The organism is Rhizobium rhizoryzae, from assembly GCF_011046895.1.
Classification (GTDB): Bacteria; Pseudomonadota; Alphaproteobacteria; order Rhizobiales; family Rhizobiaceae; genus Neorhizobium; species Neorhizobium rhizoryzae.
In genome coordinates this window covers 107496-125913 of the sequence record NZ_CP049250.1, presented here as the reverse complement: position 1 = coordinate 125913, position 18418 = coordinate 107496, and the positions used below count along the sequence as shown (strand labels likewise).

15 protein-coding genes are annotated in these 18418 nt (G+C 58.7%); 10 read left to right on the top strand and 5 right to left on the bottom strand.

From position 1 onward, the window contains the following. Positions 1 to 106 precede the first annotated feature (106 nt). From G6N80_RS06925 to G6N80_RS06910, 4 genes are all read left to right on the top strand, one after another. A complete protein-coding gene (locus tag G6N80_RS06925) occupies positions 107 to 487 on the top strand; it encodes a hypothetical protein (RefSeq protein ID WP_165132579.1) in 381 nt (126 codons plus the stop codon). Positions 488 to 528: 41 nt separating this feature from the next. Beyond that, on the top strand, positions 529 to 3525 hold the full coding sequence (locus G6N80_RS06920) for a hypothetical protein (protein WP_165132577.1): 2997 nt from the start codon (positions 529 to 531) through the stop codon (positions 3523 to 3525). A 165-nt stretch (positions 3526 to 3690) separates the two neighbouring features. Further along, positions 3691 to 4659 carry a 4-hydroxybenzoate octaprenyltransferase gene (ubiA, locus tag G6N80_RS06915; protein WP_062553065.1) on the top strand — a complete coding sequence of 323 codons (969 nt, stop codon included), beginning with the start codon at positions 3691 to 3693 and terminating at the stop codon, positions 4657 to 4659. A gap of 43 nt (positions 4660 to 4702) precedes the next feature. Next, entirely contained in the window at positions 4703 to 5020 is a 318-nt protein-coding gene (locus tag G6N80_RS06910) for a hypothetical protein (RefSeq protein WP_165132575.1), read from the top strand. Between the two features lie 78 nt (positions 5021 to 5098). Here G6N80_RS06910 and G6N80_RS06905 read toward each other — a convergent pair whose 3' ends face one another. Next, positions 5099 to 5665, bottom strand: a complete 567-nt coding sequence (locus G6N80_RS06905) for a DUF6101 family protein (protein ID WP_062553063.1) — start codon at positions 5663 to 5665, stop codon at positions 5099 to 5101. 329 nt (positions 5666 to 5994) lie between these two features. Between G6N80_RS06905 and G6N80_RS06900 the strand changes: the two genes are divergently transcribed. Beyond that, positions 5995 to 8292 carry a DUF1217 domain-containing protein gene (locus G6N80_RS06900; RefSeq protein WP_165132573.1) on the top strand — a complete coding sequence of 766 codons (2298 nt, stop codon included), beginning with the start codon at positions 5995 to 5997 and terminating at the stop codon, positions 8290 to 8292. Between the two features lie 6 nt (positions 8293 to 8298). On the opposite strand, the gene G6N80_RS06895 is transcribed toward G6N80_RS06900, so the two are convergent. The 3 genes from G6N80_RS06895 to G6N80_RS06885 are packed head-to-tail and all read right to left on the bottom strand — an operon-like array spanning position 8299 to position 11377. After that, a complete protein-coding gene (locus G6N80_RS06895; protein ID WP_062553061.1) occupies positions 8299 to 9726 on the bottom strand; it encodes an FAD-binding oxidoreductase in 1428 nt (475 codons plus the stop codon). A gap of 12 nt (positions 9727 to 9738) precedes the next feature. Beyond that, positions 9739 to 10719, bottom strand: a complete 981-nt coding sequence (locus tag G6N80_RS06890; protein WP_165132571.1) for an L-threonylcarbamoyladenylate synthase — start codon at positions 10717 to 10719, stop codon at positions 9739 to 9741. Between the two features lie 46 nt (positions 10720 to 10765). Next, positions 10766 to 11377, bottom strand: a complete 612-nt coding sequence (locus G6N80_RS06885; RefSeq protein ID WP_165132569.1) for a DUF6656 family protein — start codon at positions 11375 to 11377, stop codon at positions 10766 to 10768. A 304-nt stretch (positions 11378 to 11681) separates the two neighbouring features. Between G6N80_RS06885 and G6N80_RS06880 the strand changes: the two genes are divergently transcribed. From G6N80_RS06880 to G6N80_RS06865, 4 genes are all read left to right on the top strand, one after another. Further along, on the top strand, positions 11682 to 12926 hold the full coding sequence (locus tag G6N80_RS06880; protein ID WP_062553058.1) for an aromatic ring-hydroxylating oxygenase subunit alpha: 1245 nt from the start codon (positions 11682 to 11684) through the stop codon (positions 12924 to 12926). Between the two features lie 5 nt (positions 12927 to 12931). Next, positions 12932 to 14014, top strand: a complete 1083-nt coding sequence (locus G6N80_RS06875; protein WP_062553057.1) for an FAD-binding oxidoreductase — start codon at positions 12932 to 12934, stop codon at positions 14012 to 14014. Positions 14015 to 14096: 82 nt separating this feature from the next. After that, the gene (locus tag G6N80_RS06870; protein ID WP_062553261.1) at positions 14097 to 14567 is read left to right on the top strand and encodes a BA14K family protein; all 471 of its coding nucleotides are present in this window, start codon (positions 14097 to 14099) and stop codon (positions 14565 to 14567) included. Between the two features lie 309 nt (positions 14568 to 14876). Then, positions 14877 to 15341, top strand: a complete 465-nt coding sequence (locus G6N80_RS06865) for a BA14K family protein (protein WP_062553260.1) — start codon at positions 14877 to 14879, stop codon at positions 15339 to 15341. Between the two features lie 52 nt (positions 15342 to 15393). Here the strand turns inward: G6N80_RS06865 and G6N80_RS06860 are convergent, their stop codons facing one another. After that, entirely contained in the window at positions 15394 to 16392 is a 999-nt protein-coding gene (locus tag G6N80_RS06860) for a transporter (protein ID WP_246251523.1), read from the bottom strand. A 236-nt stretch (positions 16393 to 16628) separates the two neighbouring features. Between G6N80_RS06860 and G6N80_RS06855 the strand changes: the two genes are divergently transcribed. Continuing rightward, positions 16629 to 18407 (top strand): acyl-CoA dehydrogenase family protein, encoded by a 1779-nt coding sequence (locus tag G6N80_RS06855; protein ID WP_165132565.1) that lies wholly within the window; start codon positions 16629 to 16631, stop codon positions 18405 to 18407. The last annotated feature ends 11 nt before the right edge of the window (positions 18408 to 18418 follow it).

The window sequence follows — 18418 nt, the reverse complement described above, 5'->3', positions numbered from 1 at the left end:
AAATTTTTTACCTTATCATGCTCCAGAAGAGAGGGAGAAGGTATGGCCGCAATTTCACGCTTCTCGAATAGCCAGACGACTACGCGCGCGAATGCGGATACAGCCAGTGATACCTCAAGCGGCGAGCCAACGTCGAATAAGGGGTCGGGAACTGGAACTGGTGCTGGAGCAGGCAGCAGCGCCGGTAGTGGCTCATCGACAAGCCGTGGTGCAGGTACAGGTACAGGTACAGGTACTGGTACTGGTACGGGTACTGGCGCTAGCTCCGGGACGGGAGGCGGTTCAACGGCGAGCCGTGGTGCAGGAGTCGGCGGAAGTAGTTCCAGATCCGGTACGGCATCGCTGTCCAGTCCCGGCAAAGGTACTGCTGGCGGTTCCGCAACCGGCGGCGGCACGCGCGCTCCCGCAACCGCGTCTGCTAGCGGTCGTGCGCCCGCTTCTGGTGGCGGTGCTGGCCGTCAACCGGCAGCAGCAAGGCCTCAGATAAAAACCATTTCGCCCTTCAAGTCAGGTGGCGGCCTCTCCGCAATGGGGAGCCTGACGGTCAATTCCGGCACCGCCGCCGGGGCTGGCAGCGGAACGGGTACTGGGACTTCCTCAAGGGTAGCCAGTCTGACTGCAGCAGGAGATTCCGGAAGCGGAAATTCTTCCGGGTCTGGCGCGGGTGCGCAATCCAAGTCCACCGCGGCAGCTGGCGTCAATGATGTCGGCGGCGCCGGAACCAATGCTGCGCCCTATAATCCGTCAACGGACGGACGATTGCTCGGCTATGACGAAAAAGGCAATGCGATCTCCGATCGAACGCTCGGTCTTTTGCCGGAGCAGCAAAATAGCGAAATCCAGAAGCAAAAGACGGTCGACGCGGAGATTGCCGGCGCGGGAACGTCGAAGCTGTTTTCGATTCTGCAAAAATCCGATCCCAAGATCCAGCATGAGATACTGTTTCAGTTCAACGCCATGTTCAATGATGGCAAGACGAAGCGTGATATCGATGGCATGGATATCTACGAGCATCCGGAGAAATATTCTTTGGATGAAAAGGTCGCACGCTACGCCGAACTTCTGCAGACCAAGTCCAATTTCGCCGGCTATCTTCAGGCTCTGCTGGACGGCACCATGCAGGAGTCCCGTCCGCAGCGTAATGCTGATGAGATCAACAGGGATCTTGATCAGGCCATGGCAACGCTTGCCGCCGATCCGGAGGTCTCTTCCAAGGTGACCCAGATCACGCTTGATCTCTACAAGCGGGTCCTGAACGGCGAGACGTTCGACACCGCTGCCGACCACGGTCCTGAATATACGGCAGCCGTGGCATCCCTGAAGACAGAACTCGAAACGACCTTCAAGGCGGATATCGTGGAGGGAGGGTTCTTCAAGCAATATGCGGGGCAGGAGAAAGGTAAAGAACTTAGTATACTGACCGGCTTCAACAATTACTTCAGTACATTCGGCGCCATCATGTCGAATGATTTCATGGCAGCCAATGCCGACGCTGCGCAAACCACGCTGAATAACTTCTACAATGCAAATGTTTCACCGCTGCTCCAGGATGCAAAGGCATCCATGGACGGAATGTTACGTCTTGCAAAACTGGGTCAGATGTCCGCCACCCAGCTTGCCAATCTTGGCTCCGTGACGCCGCTCATTGATGGCGGCAACTTTGGCAACATGCTCAGCGAATTGAAGACGAGCGGCGCCCTGGCCGGTTACGCGAAGCTGGCGGCAGATCCCGCCAATGCGGCGGAACTGCGCAAGCTCGGCGTCAAGGACGACGCTCTCAATTCGACGCTTCTGGCGTCCGCTCGCTACATGGCCAATAGCAAGCTGGGCGGGGCCCGCACGCAGATGCTCGATGGCTTCACCAAGACCCTTATTTCGGAGTCCCGAACTCTGATCGAGATGGCAGATCAGGGCCGGCTGGACGAAACCATCCTGGATTCCCGCCTGGGCTCGCTTGCAGCGGAAATCAACAACGGGGCGGGACCCAACAAGGGGCAGGGCAACCTGATTGCCGCAGGCGTCAAGGCCATGGTGCGGGGATCCATCCTGAGTTCGAACATGGCAAATTACGCAGCACAGAGAACGACGGGTTCGGGCAGCGGACTTGGCAATGCCGCGCGCGGAGGACAAACCGTCACTGCTCTGGCGGACAGCGGTCTGGTCAAAATGGGAATGGCCGGTATCGAGCGCCTCACAGGCATGGCGATCGGTTTCGAAGGCAAAGGTATCGCGAGCGGGAAGACTACTCTTCCAATCACCGTGAGTGGTAACGATCTCAACATGATGTTCCAGACCGCATCCAGGGGATGGGATGCTGCCTTGATCAAGAAATACGGCGCCGCAAGCCTGAAGGACTTCAGCGGTCTCATGGTCGCCTATGCCCAACAGGTCGGTTTGAAGAATGTCGAAGCTCCCCTCGCGAGTATCAATGACATCAGCGACGAGGACGCGATCAAGACACTGTATGAACCGATGGCAGAAGCGATCGCCAAAAGCACGCTCGGGGAAACCACCTCGGACGCGGCGCTGAAGCTGAAAGCCAATTTCTCGCGCATGATGTGGGATATGTATGGTCTCGTGAAACCGAACGGCACCGTACAAGGCCTCTACAATGAGGCTGTCAAACTTATCAACACCAAGTACAAGACAGAATTCTCCAATTTCGATACGCCTTTGAAGGTCGATGGCCTGGCACGCTTCGTGTCCATGGGGATCATGGGCATGCGCGTGGCCTGGGCGACCGTTGGCAAGGGAAGTCCTGACTCCACGGACACCGGCTTCATCGCGGCGATGGCGATCCAGGGGGCCGGCATGATGCTGACCTCGGCGCTTGCGCCGAAGGCGAAAGGCGCAACCCCGGAACTGCGCATCATGGAGGTTTTCGGCGACGAAGTCGCAGCAAAGCAGATCAAGTATCTTGAGAACCGGAAGGCCAATATCGGCCGGATTGGTGCCGGGGTTGATTTCATCGGAAGCGTTGCCTGGTTGGGAACCGATCTGAACTGGCTCATCCGCGGCTGGAAGAAGATGGATACGCCCGAGAAGGCATTCGTGACGGCAATCGTCGTGACGGATTTCGGCGCAGCGAGCCTCGGCTTCCTCAGTGCCGGTGCCGCCGTCGCCTCGATCTCCGGGGCCTCCCGCTTGTCCCAGATATTGAGTACCGTTGCGGGCGGCAGCGCAGCAACAGGCGTTGGTCTCGTGCTGGCGGGTATTGCCCAATTCGTGACGCTGGGGCTGCAGATCTGGCAGGAGGTCAAGAAAAATCGCGCCGAATCCAAGTACAGGGATTCGATCTATGATTCGGTCTGGAAGCTGACCCGCAACGACGTGCCGAACAATTATGCCCAGACCTGGGACAAGCATGGCTTCGCCTCCCAGGGACGCGGCGCCTACGATCGCTCCAAGCTGTCCCACAAGGAATACCAATACACCTATGACGCCAATCCGTATGACTGGGCCAAGGTACGAGCGGATAATGAGCAAAAGTACAAGGAGAAGTATGGATCCAATCCGCAGATGTAACGCCTGGCGTCGCAACAGCGACCGATTGCGCCATGCAGTCTGTTGCCCGCCGGTAGAGTAAGCCGCGGCGTCTCAGCTACGATCCGAATTCTGACGCGTATAGGCGTTCGCTGCGGCCAAAAATTCAATTTCGGTCAGGCGTTCCATGCTGTAGAACATCTCGCCATGAGCACGCAGATTGACGATAGCGGCCGCGTGGCCGACGCACCCTCCCACAACTTCGTTTACCGGGTCCTGCCGCGCTGGCTTTGGCCCTATGCGCAGTTGGCGCGTTGGGACCGGCCGATCGGATGGCAATTGCTGATGTGGCCGTGTTTCTGGTCGTCGGCGCTCGCGGCCAATGCGGATGGCGCGCCGGATGGCGGGTTCTCACTCGAACTCAAGCTTGCGCACCTCATCCTCTTCTTCATCGGCGCGGTCGCGATGCGCGGTGCGGGCTGCACCTATAATGATCTGGTGGACCACAGAATAGACCTGCAGGTCGCGCGCACCCGTTCGCGCCCATTGCCCTCGGGGCGGGTATCGCGTCTGCAGGCCAAGGTCTTCATGGCGCTTCAGGCGCTTGTCGGGCTCGTCGTGTTGTTGCAATTCAATACATTCACGATCTGGCTGGGCTTCGCCTCATTGGCAATCGTTGCGATCTATCCCTTTGCCAAAAGGTTTACGGATTGGCCGCAATTCTTCCTGGGGCTTGCCTTTTCCTGGGGTGCCTTGATGGGCTGGGCTGGCGTTTACGGCAGCCTTGGCTTGCCGGCTCTCTGGCTTTACTGCGCAGCCATCCTGTGGACGATCGGCTACGATACGATCTACGCCCATCAGGACAAGGAAGACGATGCGCTGGTTGGCGTCCGGTCAACCGCGCGCCTGTTCGGGGAACATACGAAGATATGGCTGTCGGCCATTTACGGCGCGGCCTTGCTGTTCTTCATTGCTGCGTTCATGACGGCACACGCTGGCCTGTTCGCCTATCTAGGTCTGCTTGTTGCCGCCGTCATGCTGGCCTGGCAGATCCTGGTGCTGGATATCGATAATCCCGATCAATGCCTGAAGCTGTTCAAGTTCAACAACCGGGTGGGCTTCATCATCTTTATCGGCCTAGCGGCGGCTCTGGCGCATTACAACGGCAATGCCTAGAGCACTTCCGGTAAACTCAGGGTCATGCTGACGGAGCGATTTTGTGACGAGATCAAGCCGAGACACGAAGGGCATATCCTTTGATACGGTCGAGTGGCTCGGCGCCGGTATCGGCGCAAAAGCGCCCGTCCCACCGATCGCTTCGCTTCGCTCTGGCGAAGCGGCAAAGGCGATCGGCAGGTTTGTCCGTGTGCGCGTTTGCCAAAGGCAAACGGCGCGGCGGGGTTTCCGATTGGCGGACGCCCGATGGCGAACCGGTCTTGCCCGATGCGGGAGCATCGAACTTCACCCGTTTCACCACCGGATCGCACGCACCAATCGAGAAACAGAACTGACCCCGAGTTTGCCGGAAGTGCTCTAGTGACGATGCCTCAACGAAATCGCCCGGCTGACAGGAAACGTCGGCGCCGGGCGATTTCGATACTGAAATTATTGATAATCAGCGTCTTGCGATGATTTCCTTGCCTTCGATGCGCATGGCGACCCCCAGGCTGCCGGTCTGGCGGCGAACCAGGAAGCGTGGTCGGCGTGCGGCGAAGTAGGAATGGCGGCGGCGCTGCTTGCTTTCCCCGGTCCGAATGTTTCCGAGGTGGTTTTCCAGCGGGCGGGCAATGCCGTCTGCCTCGACCATCAGCATCGGGATCCGGAATGCTTCCGACCAACTGCGCCAGTCGGCTGCGATATCGCAGAGGTCGTGAGCGACCAGCAGCGGGATGCAGAGGTCCGCATCTTCGTGGTGGAGTTCAAGTGTCACGGTCACTTCGCCATTGCCGTGATCGATGGCCCGAGCCGCGACCCCTTTGAAGGCGCGAGCGGGAAGAGCGAAGGAAAGCGGCAGGCCGCTCTCGGGGAGGATCTTGCGCAGGACTGCGCCGCGTTCGTCGATGGTAATGGTGACATCGCCGGCGGCATCATGCAGCCCGTACGTGATCTGCTGGGGAAAGCGCGCCGGGTCGAGCCGCAGCGTTGCACCTGCCCATGTGGGTTTCAGAACCGTATTTGTCATCTCGAATGCTACCCTTGTTTTACCTGAGAGCCGTTTCGGTCATCTCCCGGGACTTTTGTCCTCTGGTGGGCTCAACATAGGCGGCGCATTTGCAGAACGACTTAAAAATTGCGGTTAAGAAATTCTAGCGTCGTCAGATGGTTAGCGAATGTCAACTTCTCAAGGTTTCATTTGAGTGAATCCGGTAATCGCAGTGCGAGCCTGATACGAAACGCTCAAATGCGACAGGTCCGGGCAAGGGAAACGTGACACACTGCGAGAGCAATTCCTTAAGTTTCCGTATGTATTGTGGCGTCTCACACGTCGCATGAGGGTAAGAGGCCCCGGCCATGGTATCGACCTTTCTCAGCTACGATCTCGTCAACCGCGATCTCTATACGAGTCTCAATCGCGTGGCCAAACAGCCCGAGATCTCGCGAGAGGCTGACTATTACGAAGCCAACATCGCCAAGGTGAAGACCGTCGATGAGTTCATGAAGAACGATCGGCTGTATAACTATGCGATGAAGGCGTTTGGTCTGGGTGAGATGACCTATGCCAAGGCCTTCATGCAGAAGGTTCTGGAAAGCGATCTCGGTGACGAGACCAGTTTTGCCAATCGCCTGAGCGACAGTCGTTACCGCCAGTTCGCAGCTGCCTTCAATTTCAACAATACAAGCTCTGCGGTGGCCCAGACATCCAACCAGATGGATGATGTCATCGGGCTCTATTCCGCGACGATGGATGCCAAGGAAGAATCCGTCTCCGTCGAGGCAGGATATTTCAACGCGATGATGGGCACGATCACCAGTGTCGATCAGTTGCTGAGCGACGACCGTCTGCGCTCCTACATGTTCACCGCCTACGGTCTGGACCAGACCTATTACTCGCGCGATTTCGTGAAGGGCGTCCTGACCAGCGATACCAGCGATGCGAACAGCTACATCAACCAGAACCTCAAGCCTCGCAAGGATGCGCTGACGGCGGAAAACGCCGATCTCCAGGCGCAGGTCGATGCCGAGACAGATCCCGATAAACGCATTGCGCTTCGCAACAAGATCTTTGCCAACGACAAGACGCTGGGTACAATCGACCAGTACTACAAGCTGGCGGATGCCTTCCAGTTCAATGCGGATGGAACGGTCCCTTCGGGTGGTGCGCAGACGACTGATCAGTCCAAGGCCACCTATGAACTCTACCTCAGCAATCAGACCCGTGTATCCACCACGACGGCCACCAATGAGGATGCCTACTTCAAGTCCAAGATCGGAAGCGTGACGAAGATCGCGGATCTTTCCACGGACAGCCGCCTCTATGCCTATATCAGCAAGGCGTTTAATCTGGACGGTGTCATCTGGTCGAACATCGAGACAGCGCTGAAAAGCGATCTCAATGACCAGACAAGCGCAGTCTATACACTGGCGCAGGAAAAGCCGGGCCTGCTGGAACTGGCAAAGGCGTTCAATTTCGCATCGGATGGAACTGTCGCAGCCGGAAGTGCACAGACGGCAAAGCAGCAGGAAACGACGTCGAACTACTACTTCAGCCGTTATGACGACACGCAGGACGAAGCCGATGAGCAGGCGGCGCTTCTTTACAAGACGGCGATGACGGGTATCACCTCTGTCGACGACTTCATGGCAAAGCCCAATGCCTATGAATTTGCACTGAAGGCGGTCGGCCTCGATCCCGCCGATGTCTCGGCCTATACGCTCAAGCAGGTGCTGACGAGCGATCTCAACGACAGCAAAAGCTTCGTCTACACGCTTGGCGACGACCGTTATCTCCAGCTCGCCAAGGCGTTCAACTTCGGCAAGGACGGCAAGACGACGTCGCCTGTCATTGCGCAGACGAGCGCCACGATCACGTCCATCGGTTCTGCTTATACCATTCAGCAGACGCGCCTGTTGAAGGGTGCGGAGCTGACGGCCGCCCAATCGAAGGCCAAGGAAGAAGTTAGCTATTATTCGAAGCAGATGGTCGAGATCGAAAACGCTTCGCAGTTTTTGGCCGATAGCCGTCTCGTCAACGTGCTGTTGACCTCCTACGGGGTCGATCCGAAGAGCGTGACCAATGATTTCCTCAAGCAGGTCTTCAAGTCGGATCTGTCTGATCCTGCGAGCTTCGTGAACCAGCAGAAGAATGGCGTCTGGGCGGAAATTCTTGGCTCGTTCAATTTCGACAAGAACGGAAACATCTCGCGCAACGTGAACACCGGCGTCCAGTCTCAGGGCAAGATCATCGAGATCGAGAACAAGTATAACCGCCAGACGCTGGAAGAGCAGCAGGGCGAAGCCAATCCGGGCGTTCGTCTGGCGCTCTACTTCGAGCGTATGTCGCCGAAGATCACCTCTGCCTATGATATCCTGGGCGATACGGCGCTTCTGGAGTTCTTCCGCGTGTCCTACTCTCTGCCGGAAAGCTTCAGCAACATGGACGTCGACAAGCAGGCGGCCCTCGTCGAGAAGTACATGACCTTGTCCGATCTCAAGGATAGCGACAAGGTCGCCAAGATGATCAGCAAATTCACGGCGCTCTACGACCAGCAGAATTCCAGCGCAAGCTCGTCAGCTCTCTCCATCCTGAACGGAAGCGGCGCCGCTGCCGGCATCAGCGCAGACCTGTTGTATTCGCTCTCGCAGCGTTGATCCGGTTCAGACGTTGATCACCTTGCCGGGGTTCATGATCCCGGCGGGGTCGAATGAACGCTTTATGCGGCGCATGAGATCGATTTCGATGGCCGGGCGAATACTGGCAAGCTCGTCCCGCTTCAACTGACCGATGCCATGCTCGGCAGAGATCGAGCCGCCCTTTTCCAGTACGATGGCATGAACGATTGCATTGATCTCGCGCCAGCGGGCAAGAAACGCGGCCTTGTCGGCACCGACCGGCTGCGAGATATTGTAGTGAATATTGCCGTCGCCCAGATGCCCGAACGCGCAGATGCGCGCACCCGGCATGGCGGCCAGCACGGCCGTCTCGGCTTGTGCCATGAATTCGGGAATGCGCGCCACCGGAACGGAGACGTCGTGCTTGATCGAGCCACCTTCCGGTTTCTGCGCATCCGACATGCTTTCGCGCATGTGCCAGATCGCCTTGGCCTGAGCGACAGAAGCGGCAATGACCGCATCCTCGACAAGGCCCGCCTCAAGCCCCTGTTCCAGAACCTGATGCACCATGGTTTCCGCTGTCGCGGCTGAATCATTGGTGGAGATATCGATCAGGACATACCACGGGTGAGGGGAAGCGAGCGGATCGCGCACGCCCGGAATATGGCGGGTCGTGAAGTCTATGCCGATCCGCGGCATCAGTTCAAAGCCCGTCAGTGCCGTGCCACACAGGTTGGAGGCCTTTTCAAAAAGCTGGAGTGCAGCCTGCGGTGAGGGCACGCCCGCAAATGCCACCTGATGTCCTGCCGGGCGGGGAAACAGCTTCAGAACAGCACCGGTAATGACGCCAAGCGTTCCCTCCGCGCCGATGAAAAGGTCTCGCAGATCATAGCCGGTATTGTCCTTCTTCAGGCGGCGCAGACCGTCCCATATTTCGCCGGTGGGAAGGACGACTTCGAGCCCGAGGCAAAGCTGGCGCGTATTGCCATAGGCGAGAACGGCGGTTCCGCCTGCATTGGTGGAGAGATTGCCCGCAATGCGGCATGAGCCTTCGGAGCCGAGCGAGAGCGGAAACAGCCGCCCGACATCCTCGGCAGCCTTCTGGATATCGGCGAGAATGCACCCGCCATCGACCACCATGGTGTTGCCCAACGGATCGATGTCGCGGATGCGATTCATACGCTCCAGAGACAGGATGATGGATTTGCCGTCTTCCGAGGGTGTCTGCCCGCCGACCAGTCCGGTATTGCCCGTTTGCGGCACCACCGGCGTTCCGGTTTCGCTTGCCAGAGCCAGGATCTGGGAGACCTCCTGCGTTGAAGCCGGCTTGACAACCATGGCTGCCCGACCGTGATAGAGCCCACGGTTCTCGGAAAGGCGGGGTGCCATCTCCTTCTCATCCGTGATGACATTGTCTTCGCCCACGATTGCGGCAAAGCGGGAAAGCAGGTCGGAAGAGGGGAGGCTGTCCATGATCGCTATCCTTTACGTGTCTCTCGGTGCAGCAGCCCGCATCAATCGGTCATTGATCGCTTCGCCAAGCCCGTGGTCGGGAACAGGGCCAACCGCAATTTTATCAACGCCTGTCGCGTCAGCCTGTTTCAACAGCCCGAACAGATTGGCAGCCGCTTCTGCAAGATCCCCTTCAGGGCTGAGATCGAAAACGGCATGCGCCTTTTCGCTTCCCGCTACGGGCTGACCCGCAAAGCGGATCAGCGCCTCACCGGCCTGCGCATCCACGGCATTGAGCCGCACGAACGCCCCCGGAGCATAATGCGAAGCCAGCATTCCGGGCGCCTCGATTGTCGGTGCCGGACCCTCCTGGCGCTCAACCGGATGACCTAGCAGCGCCTCAATCTCCTCTGCCGCAATGCCGCCGGGGCGCAGCAGTCGCACGCGCTCGCCCTCGACGCGGATGATGGTGGATTCGACGCCGACCGGCGCAAGGCCACCATCCAGAATGAGGGACAGTTTGTCGCCCAGATCCTCTGCCACATGCTCCGCACTGGTGGGGCTGATCTTGCCGGATGTATTGGCGCTGGGGGCTGCAAGCGGTTTTCCGAAGGCGGCGATCAATTCGCCCGCAAAGCCTTTCGGCACACGCACGCCAACGCTATCGAGGCCAGCGGTTGCCAACGGATGAATGGGACTTATATCCCGAAGCGGCAGAACCAGCGTCAGCGGCCCCGGCCAGAACGCACGGGCAAGCTTTTCGGAAATCGGATCGAACGTGGCATGGTCCTTGGCCATGGCAAGATCTGCCATGTGGCATATCAACGGGTTGAACTGCGGACGCCCCTTGGTCTCGTAGATCGCAGTCACGGCTTTCGGGTTCGTGGCATCCGCGGCCAGGCCGTATACGGTCTCGGTCGGCAAGGCGATGGGCAGCCCTTCGGCAAGCCGTGCCACGCCTTCCTCGAGCGCGCGTTCATGTTCGGAGCGAATGGAAATGATAGTTGCAGCCATGATGATCTGGTGAATAACGCCAAATCCATCGGCCTTGCAAATTCTTTCAGAGCTTGCGGATGATCTCGCGAACCGTTTCGTCCGGCGCACCCAGCACCAGCACGTTCTTCAGCGCCTCCGCCGGATCATTCGTCTTGAACAGCAGCCCATTGCCGCGAATGCTGCGATCGATCTGCATGCGTCCGTCTTCGGCCTGCTGCATGGCAACGGCAAAATACATGCGCGAGTAGTCGGTGCGGATGTGCTGGAAGAAGCCCTCTTCCTCGCCGATATCGGCTGCAAAATTGCAGATGTAGAACGACCAGACGATCGGTCTTTGGCGATCGAAGCGCGTCTTGGCTGTCGTGACGTGGCAGTAGCCAAGATGCGGACGCTCATCCAGCGCCTTGCTGAAAATGATCTTCGGAAAGCGGATCAGCTTGTGAACGTTGTTCAGCCGCTCGTGGGTTGTCTCGCCCGCGGTGGTCAGCTTCTTTTCCGTGCGCTCCGCTACCTCCTCATAGGTCAGATAGCGGCGCTCGTCTGGCAGCCAGTCGCCTTTCTCGCGTGAGATCCGGCCTGTGCGCAAGAATTCCGAATGAGAAGCCTTCTTAGGCTGCGGCAGCAAAGGTCTGAGCGCCGCCGCATCAAAATAACGGAACTTCCTTTTCTCTTCCACGCCACGCTCTCCGAACCGGTACAGCCAAAAGTTTATTGCACTATCCTTAACGCTGGCTTGCGTGATTGCTGATTTTGATCTCTGTTCTGTTTGCGTCGTCCATTCCCACTTGGAAGCGACGATACTTTGACTTAAACCATTGGATACTTGAGATAGTTTAGCGAATGCGCCCATTGCGACATGTCGTTTTTCCTGTCGTCAATGCGGAACTGCATGTCGCAATGCCCTCTGTCGTGGCTGACCTGCTGTCGGCTATATTTATAGTCGACATTTCGGGGTCAATCCAGATCGACAGGAACGCAAGATGGATATTCGCGAAACCGTGCTGCGCCAGCTGAAGAACCACCGTGAGGGCTTCAGCCTCGAACAGCCCTTTTACATCGATCAGGATTACTTCCGCCTCGACATGGAAATGATCTGGTATCGCGACTGGCTCTTCATGGGTCATGATTGCGAGATCCCACGCGCCGGAAACTATTTCACGGTGCAGATCGGCGATTATCCGGTCGTTATCGTGCGCGGTCGCGACAAGATCATCCGTGCCTTCCACAACACCTGTCGCCACCGTGGCCACCGCGTCTGCACGGCACAGAAAGGTGCATCCGCCAAGCTCGTCTGCCCCTATCACCAGTGGACCTACGATCTCGATGGCTCGCTGGTCTTTGCCCGTCAGATGGGCGAGGATTTCGACAAGGCGCAGTTCGGCATGAAACAGGTGCACTGCGAAAGCGTCGGCGGCTACATCTTCATCTGTCTTGCGGATGAAGCGCCGGATTTTTCAGCGGTTCGCCAGACCATCGAGCCTTACATCGCTCCCCATCGCCTGTGGGAGAGCAAGGTGGCTTTTGAAAGCACCATTGTCGAGAAGGGAAACTGGAAACTCGTCTGGGAAAACAACCGCGAATGCTACCACTGTGCCGGCAACCATCCGGAACTGTGCCGCACCTATCCCGAAGCGCCGTCCGCAACCGGCGTGCAGGGTGCCGCCGACGATCCGGTTATCTCGGAACACTGGCAGCGTTGCGAGCAGGCAGGCCTGCCTAGCGCCTTCAACATGCATCAGAGCGGCCAGTTCCGCGTGGCGCGCATGCCGCTGATCGAGGATGCCGAAAGCTACACCATGAGCGGAAAGCGGGCCGTAAAGCGTCCTCTGTCCGATGACGTGACGATCTCGCATATCGGCACCATGCTGCTGTTCCACTATCCGACGACCTGGAACCACATGCTGGGAGACCACGCGATATCGTTCCGTGTGCTTCCCCTGTCTGCAGAAGAAACGCAGGTCACCACCAAATGGCTGGTGCACAAGGATGCCGTGGAAGGCGTGGATTACGACCTGCATGAACTGACCCATGTCTGGCAGATGACCAATGATCAGGATCGCTCGATCGTTGAAGAAAACGCCTTCGGCATCCGTTCGCCAGCCTATGAGCCGGGTCCTTATTCGCCGGATCACGAAGGTGGTGTCATGCAGTTCGTCGAGTGGTACACGAACTTCATGACGGAACGCCTGCAGGGCGACCGCGCCAAGCTTTCCGCCGTGGCCTGAGCATCATGACGCCAGTTCATCCGTACAAGCATGTCGATGAGATGCGGCCCTGGTCCGACCGGACGCATCTTCTGGAACTCGTCGCCTGGACGCCGGAAGCGCCAGACGTGATGACGTTTACCTTCAAGCCGGAAAATCCCGGCCACTGGTTCCGTTATCTGCCCGGCCAGTTCGTCACGCTGGAACTTCCGGTGGGGCCGGAACCGGTTCTGCGCACGTATACGCTCTCTTCCAGCCCCTCGCGACCCTATACGGTCTCGGTCACGGTGAAGGCGCAGAAGAACTCCATCGGCACGCGCTGGATGTTCGACAATCTGAAGCCCGGCATGAAGCTGCGTGCCATCGGGCCATTGGGGGATTTCTCCTACGTCAGGCATCCGGGCGACAAGTACCTGTTCATCTCCGCCGGATCCGGCATCACGCCCATGATGTCGATGACGCGCGACATGGCCGATCGTACGCCGGATACCGATGTCAGTTTCATCCACTGCGCCCGCTCGCCGGATGATATCATCTGCCGCTGGGAACTGGAGTATCTCGCGCGCCACCTGCCGCACTTCCAGCTTGGTTTCATCGTGGAGCAGGTCGGTCGGTCGCAGCTCTGGGCAGGCCTCAAGGGCTTCGTCGACAAGGCAAAGCTTTCGCTGCTGGCACCCGATTTCCTCGAGCGCACAGTATTCTGCTGCGGGCCGGAGCCGTTCATGGCAACGGTACGGGAAAGCCTGAAGAGCGCAGGCTTTGATATGAGCCGTTACCACGAGGAAGCCTTCCAGCCTGTTGCGGCGGAACTGCCCGTGGTCGTCGCAAACGCTGACGGAGAGGTGAAGGCCCACAAGGTTTCCTTCTCGATGTCCGGCAAGGACGGCAAATGCGAACCGGGCTTCACGGTCTTGCAAACGGCCCGCGCCAGTGGTGTGCGGATCGGGGCTGCCTGCGAATCCGGTCTGTGCGGCACCTGCCGCGTCATGCTTCTCTCTGGCGAGGTCGACATGGCGCACAACGGCGGTATCCTCGATGAGGAGATCGAGGAGGGCTATATTCTCGCCTGCTGCTCGCGTCCGAAAACGGATGTCGAAGTGGAAGCCTGATCACGCTTTCGTGCCTCTGCTGGCGGAACCTGTCTTCCACGACTGCGTTGGACGGCAAACCAAAAAGCAGAGGAAACCGAAAATGGGTATTTTCACCAGGAAGCTGGCGGTCATGGCAACGGCGCTCGTTGTAACGGTCACCGGCCTTGCCCCGGCTCAGGCCATGCCGTTCGCGCCGGTACAGCAAAAGCAATCGGCGGAAGCACCGGTCGTCAATGTCCAGTTTGACCGCCGATGGGATCGCCGTCATGACCGACGCTGGGACCGTCGCCACGAATATCGCGGCGGTTACTATAATGGTTATCGCGGTTACCGTGAACGCCGCTCGGGCTATCGCTACCATAATGGCTACTGGTTCCCGCTGGCAGCTTTTGCAGCCGGTGCGATTATCGGCGGTGCGACCACGGCACCCCGCGCGGTGGCCCCGGCTGGCGCATTGAGTTCCCGCCACTACGCCTGGTGCCAGCAGCGCTACAAGACCTACCGCGCCTACGACAATACTTATGTCGCCAATAGCGCGGGCGAGCGCCGCTACTGCAACTCGCCTTATTGATTTCTAAAGCATGTCGCGCAAAAGTGTGCAGCGGTTTTGCGATAACGACATGCGATAAAACAAAGAGTTAAAGCGTCAGGAGCGAAGCTGAAAGATCGCGACGCGCTTTAACGGCAGCAATTCAACAAGGCCCGGACTGTCCGACAGTCCGGGCCTTTTGCTGGAAATCTGAAGAAATTGTTAATGAGCGGTTCAGCTTCCGGTTTGTAAGCTTTCTCTATTCGGATTACACTCAAGTTGAACCCGGACAAGCTCGATCGTGAAGGGTTCAACACCTTCCAGATGATCGTTTCGGGTTGGAGACTGGATATGACAAGTTTGATGAAGAAAATCGCACTTCTCGGAGTGTCTGCTGCGGTTCTGGCGACCTCATTCCTGCCCGCCGAAGCGATGCCCCTGACCGCACGTCCGGAAGTGAAAAGCGATGTGCAGACCGTGCAATACTGGCGCGAACGCGATTACTATGGCGGCCATCGTGACGGATATTACGGCGGCTATCGCGGCCATCGCGAGCGCCGGGATGGCTATCGCTATCACAACGGCTACTGGTTCCCGCTCGCAGCCTTTGCAGCAGGTGCCCTGATCGGTGGCGCGGTTGCAGCCCAGCCGCGCTATGTGGCTCCGGCTCCACGCTATGTCGCCCCGGCGCGCTCCGGCATTAATCCACGCCACTACGAATATTGCGCGGCGCGTTACCGGTCGTATGATAGCTACAGCAACACCTTCCAGCCCAATCACGGGCCGCGTCAGCAGTGCTATTCGCCGTTCTATTGAGCGATTGAATTGCGAAGATTATAAAGCCGTCCTTCGGGGCGGCTTTTCTGCTTCACAATATCCTTGCTCGCCGCAGTATCCACCAGGCGCAAAGCACGGAAAGCACAATGAAGCCGAAGGCCAGCGTGGTGCCACCAACGCCATGGGCAAACGGCAGGTCTGAGGTATTCATCCCGAAAAAGCCGGTGACAAGCGAGGGTGGCAGCAGGAAGGCTGTCATCAGCGACAGGATGTAAAGGTGCCGGTTCGTTTCGGAGGAGAGCTTCGAGTCGATTTCCTCGTGCAGCAAGCGCGCGCGCTCCTGCAGCGCATAGACATCGTAATCCACCGATTCCAGTCGCGCCATCAAACGGCTGGCCGTATCGTCAAAGCCGGGCGGCATCTCGTCGTCGTCCGAAGCGCTGGCGCGGCGCATCAGGGTGAGAATGGTGCGAAGATGTCGATGCAGGCGCACGATGGTCCGGCGAACCGGCGCCAGTCTGCGGCGCTCGTCCCGCGCATCCACATCATAGACGATATCCTCGATCTGGTTCAGTTCTTCCGTCAGTTCCATGACGAGCGAAATCAGCGTGCGTTGGAATTCGATGACAATCAGTTCGAAGATGTCGATGGGCTGACGGCAACGTCCCGGGTTCTTCTCAAGGCTTGCCCGTACGCGGTCGATGGAGCGCAGCGGTTGCAGCCGCGTCGTGATGATCATGCGGTCGACGACAGCGTAATGCAGCCAGCCGATATCCCGCGTCTCGCTGTCGAACTCGCGCTGAAAATCCACCAGCGTTCCGTAGATCTTCTGCTCGTCCAGCGTGATGGAGGCATGCGTTTCGTGCGTGGTCAAAGCTGCAACGACATCCGCCGGAACAGTGCCAAGGCTCTCGAGAAATGCTGGAACGCGCTGATCTGCAAGGCTCAAATGCAGCCAAACGAAACCGTCGAACGGCAGCATGATCTGGTCGTGCGTGGCATCGGGCGGCAGCCGAGTGCACGATCGCTCTTCCCCGTGGCAACGATAGGCCCACACGATGCCGGGGATGGTGGGTCCTGAGAGATTGATCGTCACCCGGAACCTCGTGGATCGCGCGTTGAAAATGGTAGCGAACTCAATGGAGAAGGCCGTCCCCATTCGCCGTAATCAACTATCGCAACAGTTTTGTGACAGCGCTCTCCAGCGCGATCAAGAGGGTCAGAGCGAACGGGAGATTGACAAATCGTCTTACGTTTACGTAAAAAGCAGGAAGGAGACGCCGCGCCCAGCGCGGTGGCATGAGGATTGTTGCGAGGAGACGCGCCATGTACAAGGCCCCGGTCGAAGATATTGCCTTCACACTCAACCATGTTGCAGGTCTGAAAGGCGCAATCGCTGAAGGTCGGCTGGGCGATCTCAGCGATGATCTGGTCGATGCCATTCTGCTGGAAGCGGGCCGCTTCGCGTCCGACGAAATGGCGCCTCTTGGTCCGGTGGGCGACAAGGAAGGTGCTCGCCTCGTGGATGGCAAGGTTATCGTGCCTACGGGCTGGGACAAGCTGTACCAGGATTGGGCGGCCGGTGGCTGGAACTCCCTGACTTCGGATCCGGATTTTGGCGGCCAGGGCCTGCCCCATATGCTCAATGTCGCGGCGCTGGAAATGTGGAACGGCGGCTCCATGGGCTTCACGCTCGGGCCGACGCTAACCATGGGGGCCGTTGATGCGCTGGTTGCGCATGGATCGGACGCCCTCAAGGCACAGTATCTTCCGAAAATGGTGTCCGGTGAATGGATGGCCACGATGAACCTGACGGAGCCGCATGCCGGTTCCGATCTCGGCGTCATGAAAAGTCGGGCCGAGCGCCGGGACGATGGCACCTACCGGATTTTCGGCCAGAAGATCTATATCACCTGGGGCGAGCATGATGTGACCGAGAACATCATCCACCTGGTCCTCGCCCGTCTGCCGGATGCGCCGGCCGGCACGCGCGGCATCTCGCTTTTTCTTGTGCCAAAGTTCCTGCTCAATGCGGATGGCTCGCTCGGCGCACGCAATGATCTGCACTGCCATTCTCTGGAGCACAAGCTCGGCATCCATGGTTCGCCAACCTGCACCATGATCTATGGTGACGGAAAGTTCGGGGATGAACCGGGTGCGATCGGTTACCTGATCGGTGAGGAGAACAAGGGTCTCGCCTGCATGTTCACCATGATGAACAATGCGCGTCTGGCGGTGGGAATGCAGGGGGTCGCGATCTGCGAAGCGGCCACCCAGAAGGCGGTCCAATATGCAAAGGACCGAACGCAGGGCAAGGCGCCTGGCTGGTCAGGTTCGGGCATGAGCCCGATCATCGAGCATCCTGACGTGGCGCGCATGCTGGTGACGATGAAGGCCCTGACCCAAGGCTCTCGTGCCATCTGCTATTCCTGCGCCCATGCAACAGACCTCAGCCATCATGGCGACGCAGACGAGGCGCGTCATTGGGCCGAACGGGCGGCTCTTCTGACGCCAATTGCAAAAAGCTTCGCGACAGATGCGGGCGTCGATGTAGCGTCACTCGGCATTCAGGTGCATGGTGGCATGGGCTTCATCGAGGAAACCGGTGCCGCCCGCCTGTGGCGCGACAGCCGCATCGCGCCGATCTATGAGGGAACGAACGGCATCCAGGCCGCCGATCTGGTAACCCGCAAGCTGCCGCTGTCCAATGGCGACCACGTGCGCGGCTTCATTGGCGAACTGAAGGAGATCGCAGAGCAGGTGCGCGCCTCCAATCTCGAAGCTTTCGGCGAAACGGCGGCCCGTCTTTCGTCCAGCCTCGCAGATCTCGAGGAGACCACGGAGTGGCTGCTGGCAAGGCTCGCCGCGGGAGATTCGGCCTCGGCGCTTGCAGGAGCCACGCCCTATCAGCGTCTCTTCGGGCTTGCGTTGACAGGCGTCTATCTCGCCAAGGGCGCTCTTGCGGAAGAGGATCACGGTCGCGACCAGCGTCTTTCGCTTTGCAGGTTCACGGCAGAAAACCTGATTGCGGAAACCGCCGCACTGAAGGATCGCGTCATCAATGGCGCAGCCAGCCTTCAGGCAGCCCGCGCCGTGCTTGCTTAATCCGTCCGAGG

Excerpts from the sequence above, each read along its gene's own strand:
- G6N80_RS06920 (WP_165132577.1), top strand. The coding sequence starts at position 529 with ATGGGGAGCCTGACGGTCAATTCCGGCACCGCCGCCGGGGCTGGCAGC.
- ubiA (WP_062553065.1), top strand. The coding sequence starts at position 3,691 with ATGAGCACGCAGATTGACGATAGCGGCCGCGTGGCCGACGCACCCTCC.
- G6N80_RS06905 (WP_062553063.1), bottom strand. The coding sequence starts at position 5,665 with ATGACAAATACGGTTCTGAAACCCACATGGGCAGGTGCAACGCTGCGG.
- G6N80_RS06900 (WP_165132573.1), top strand. The coding sequence starts at position 5,995 with ATGGTATCGACCTTTCTCAGCTACGATCTCGTCAACCGCGATCTCTAT.
- G6N80_RS06895 (WP_062553061.1), bottom strand. The coding sequence starts at position 9,726 with ATGGACAGCCTCCCCTCTTCCGACCTGCTTTCCCGCTTTGCCGCAATC.
- G6N80_RS06890 (WP_165132571.1), bottom strand. The coding sequence starts at position 10,719 with ATGGCTGCAACTATCATTTCCATTCGCTCCGAACATGAACGCGCGCTC.
- G6N80_RS06880 (WP_062553058.1), top strand. The coding sequence starts at position 11,682 with ATGGATATTCGCGAAACCGTGCTGCGCCAGCTGAAGAACCACCGTGAG.
- G6N80_RS06875 (WP_062553057.1), top strand. The coding sequence starts at position 12,932 with ATGACGCCAGTTCATCCGTACAAGCATGTCGATGAGATGCGGCCCTGG.
- G6N80_RS06870 (WP_062553261.1), top strand. The coding sequence starts at position 14,097 with ATGGGTATTTTCACCAGGAAGCTGGCGGTCATGGCAACGGCGCTCGTT.
- G6N80_RS06865 (WP_062553260.1), top strand. The coding sequence starts at position 14,877 with ATGACAAGTTTGATGAAGAAAATCGCACTTCTCGGAGTGTCTGCTGCG.
- G6N80_RS06855 (WP_165132565.1), top strand. The coding sequence starts at position 16,629 with ATGTACAAGGCCCCGGTCGAAGATATTGCCTTCACACTCAACCATGTT.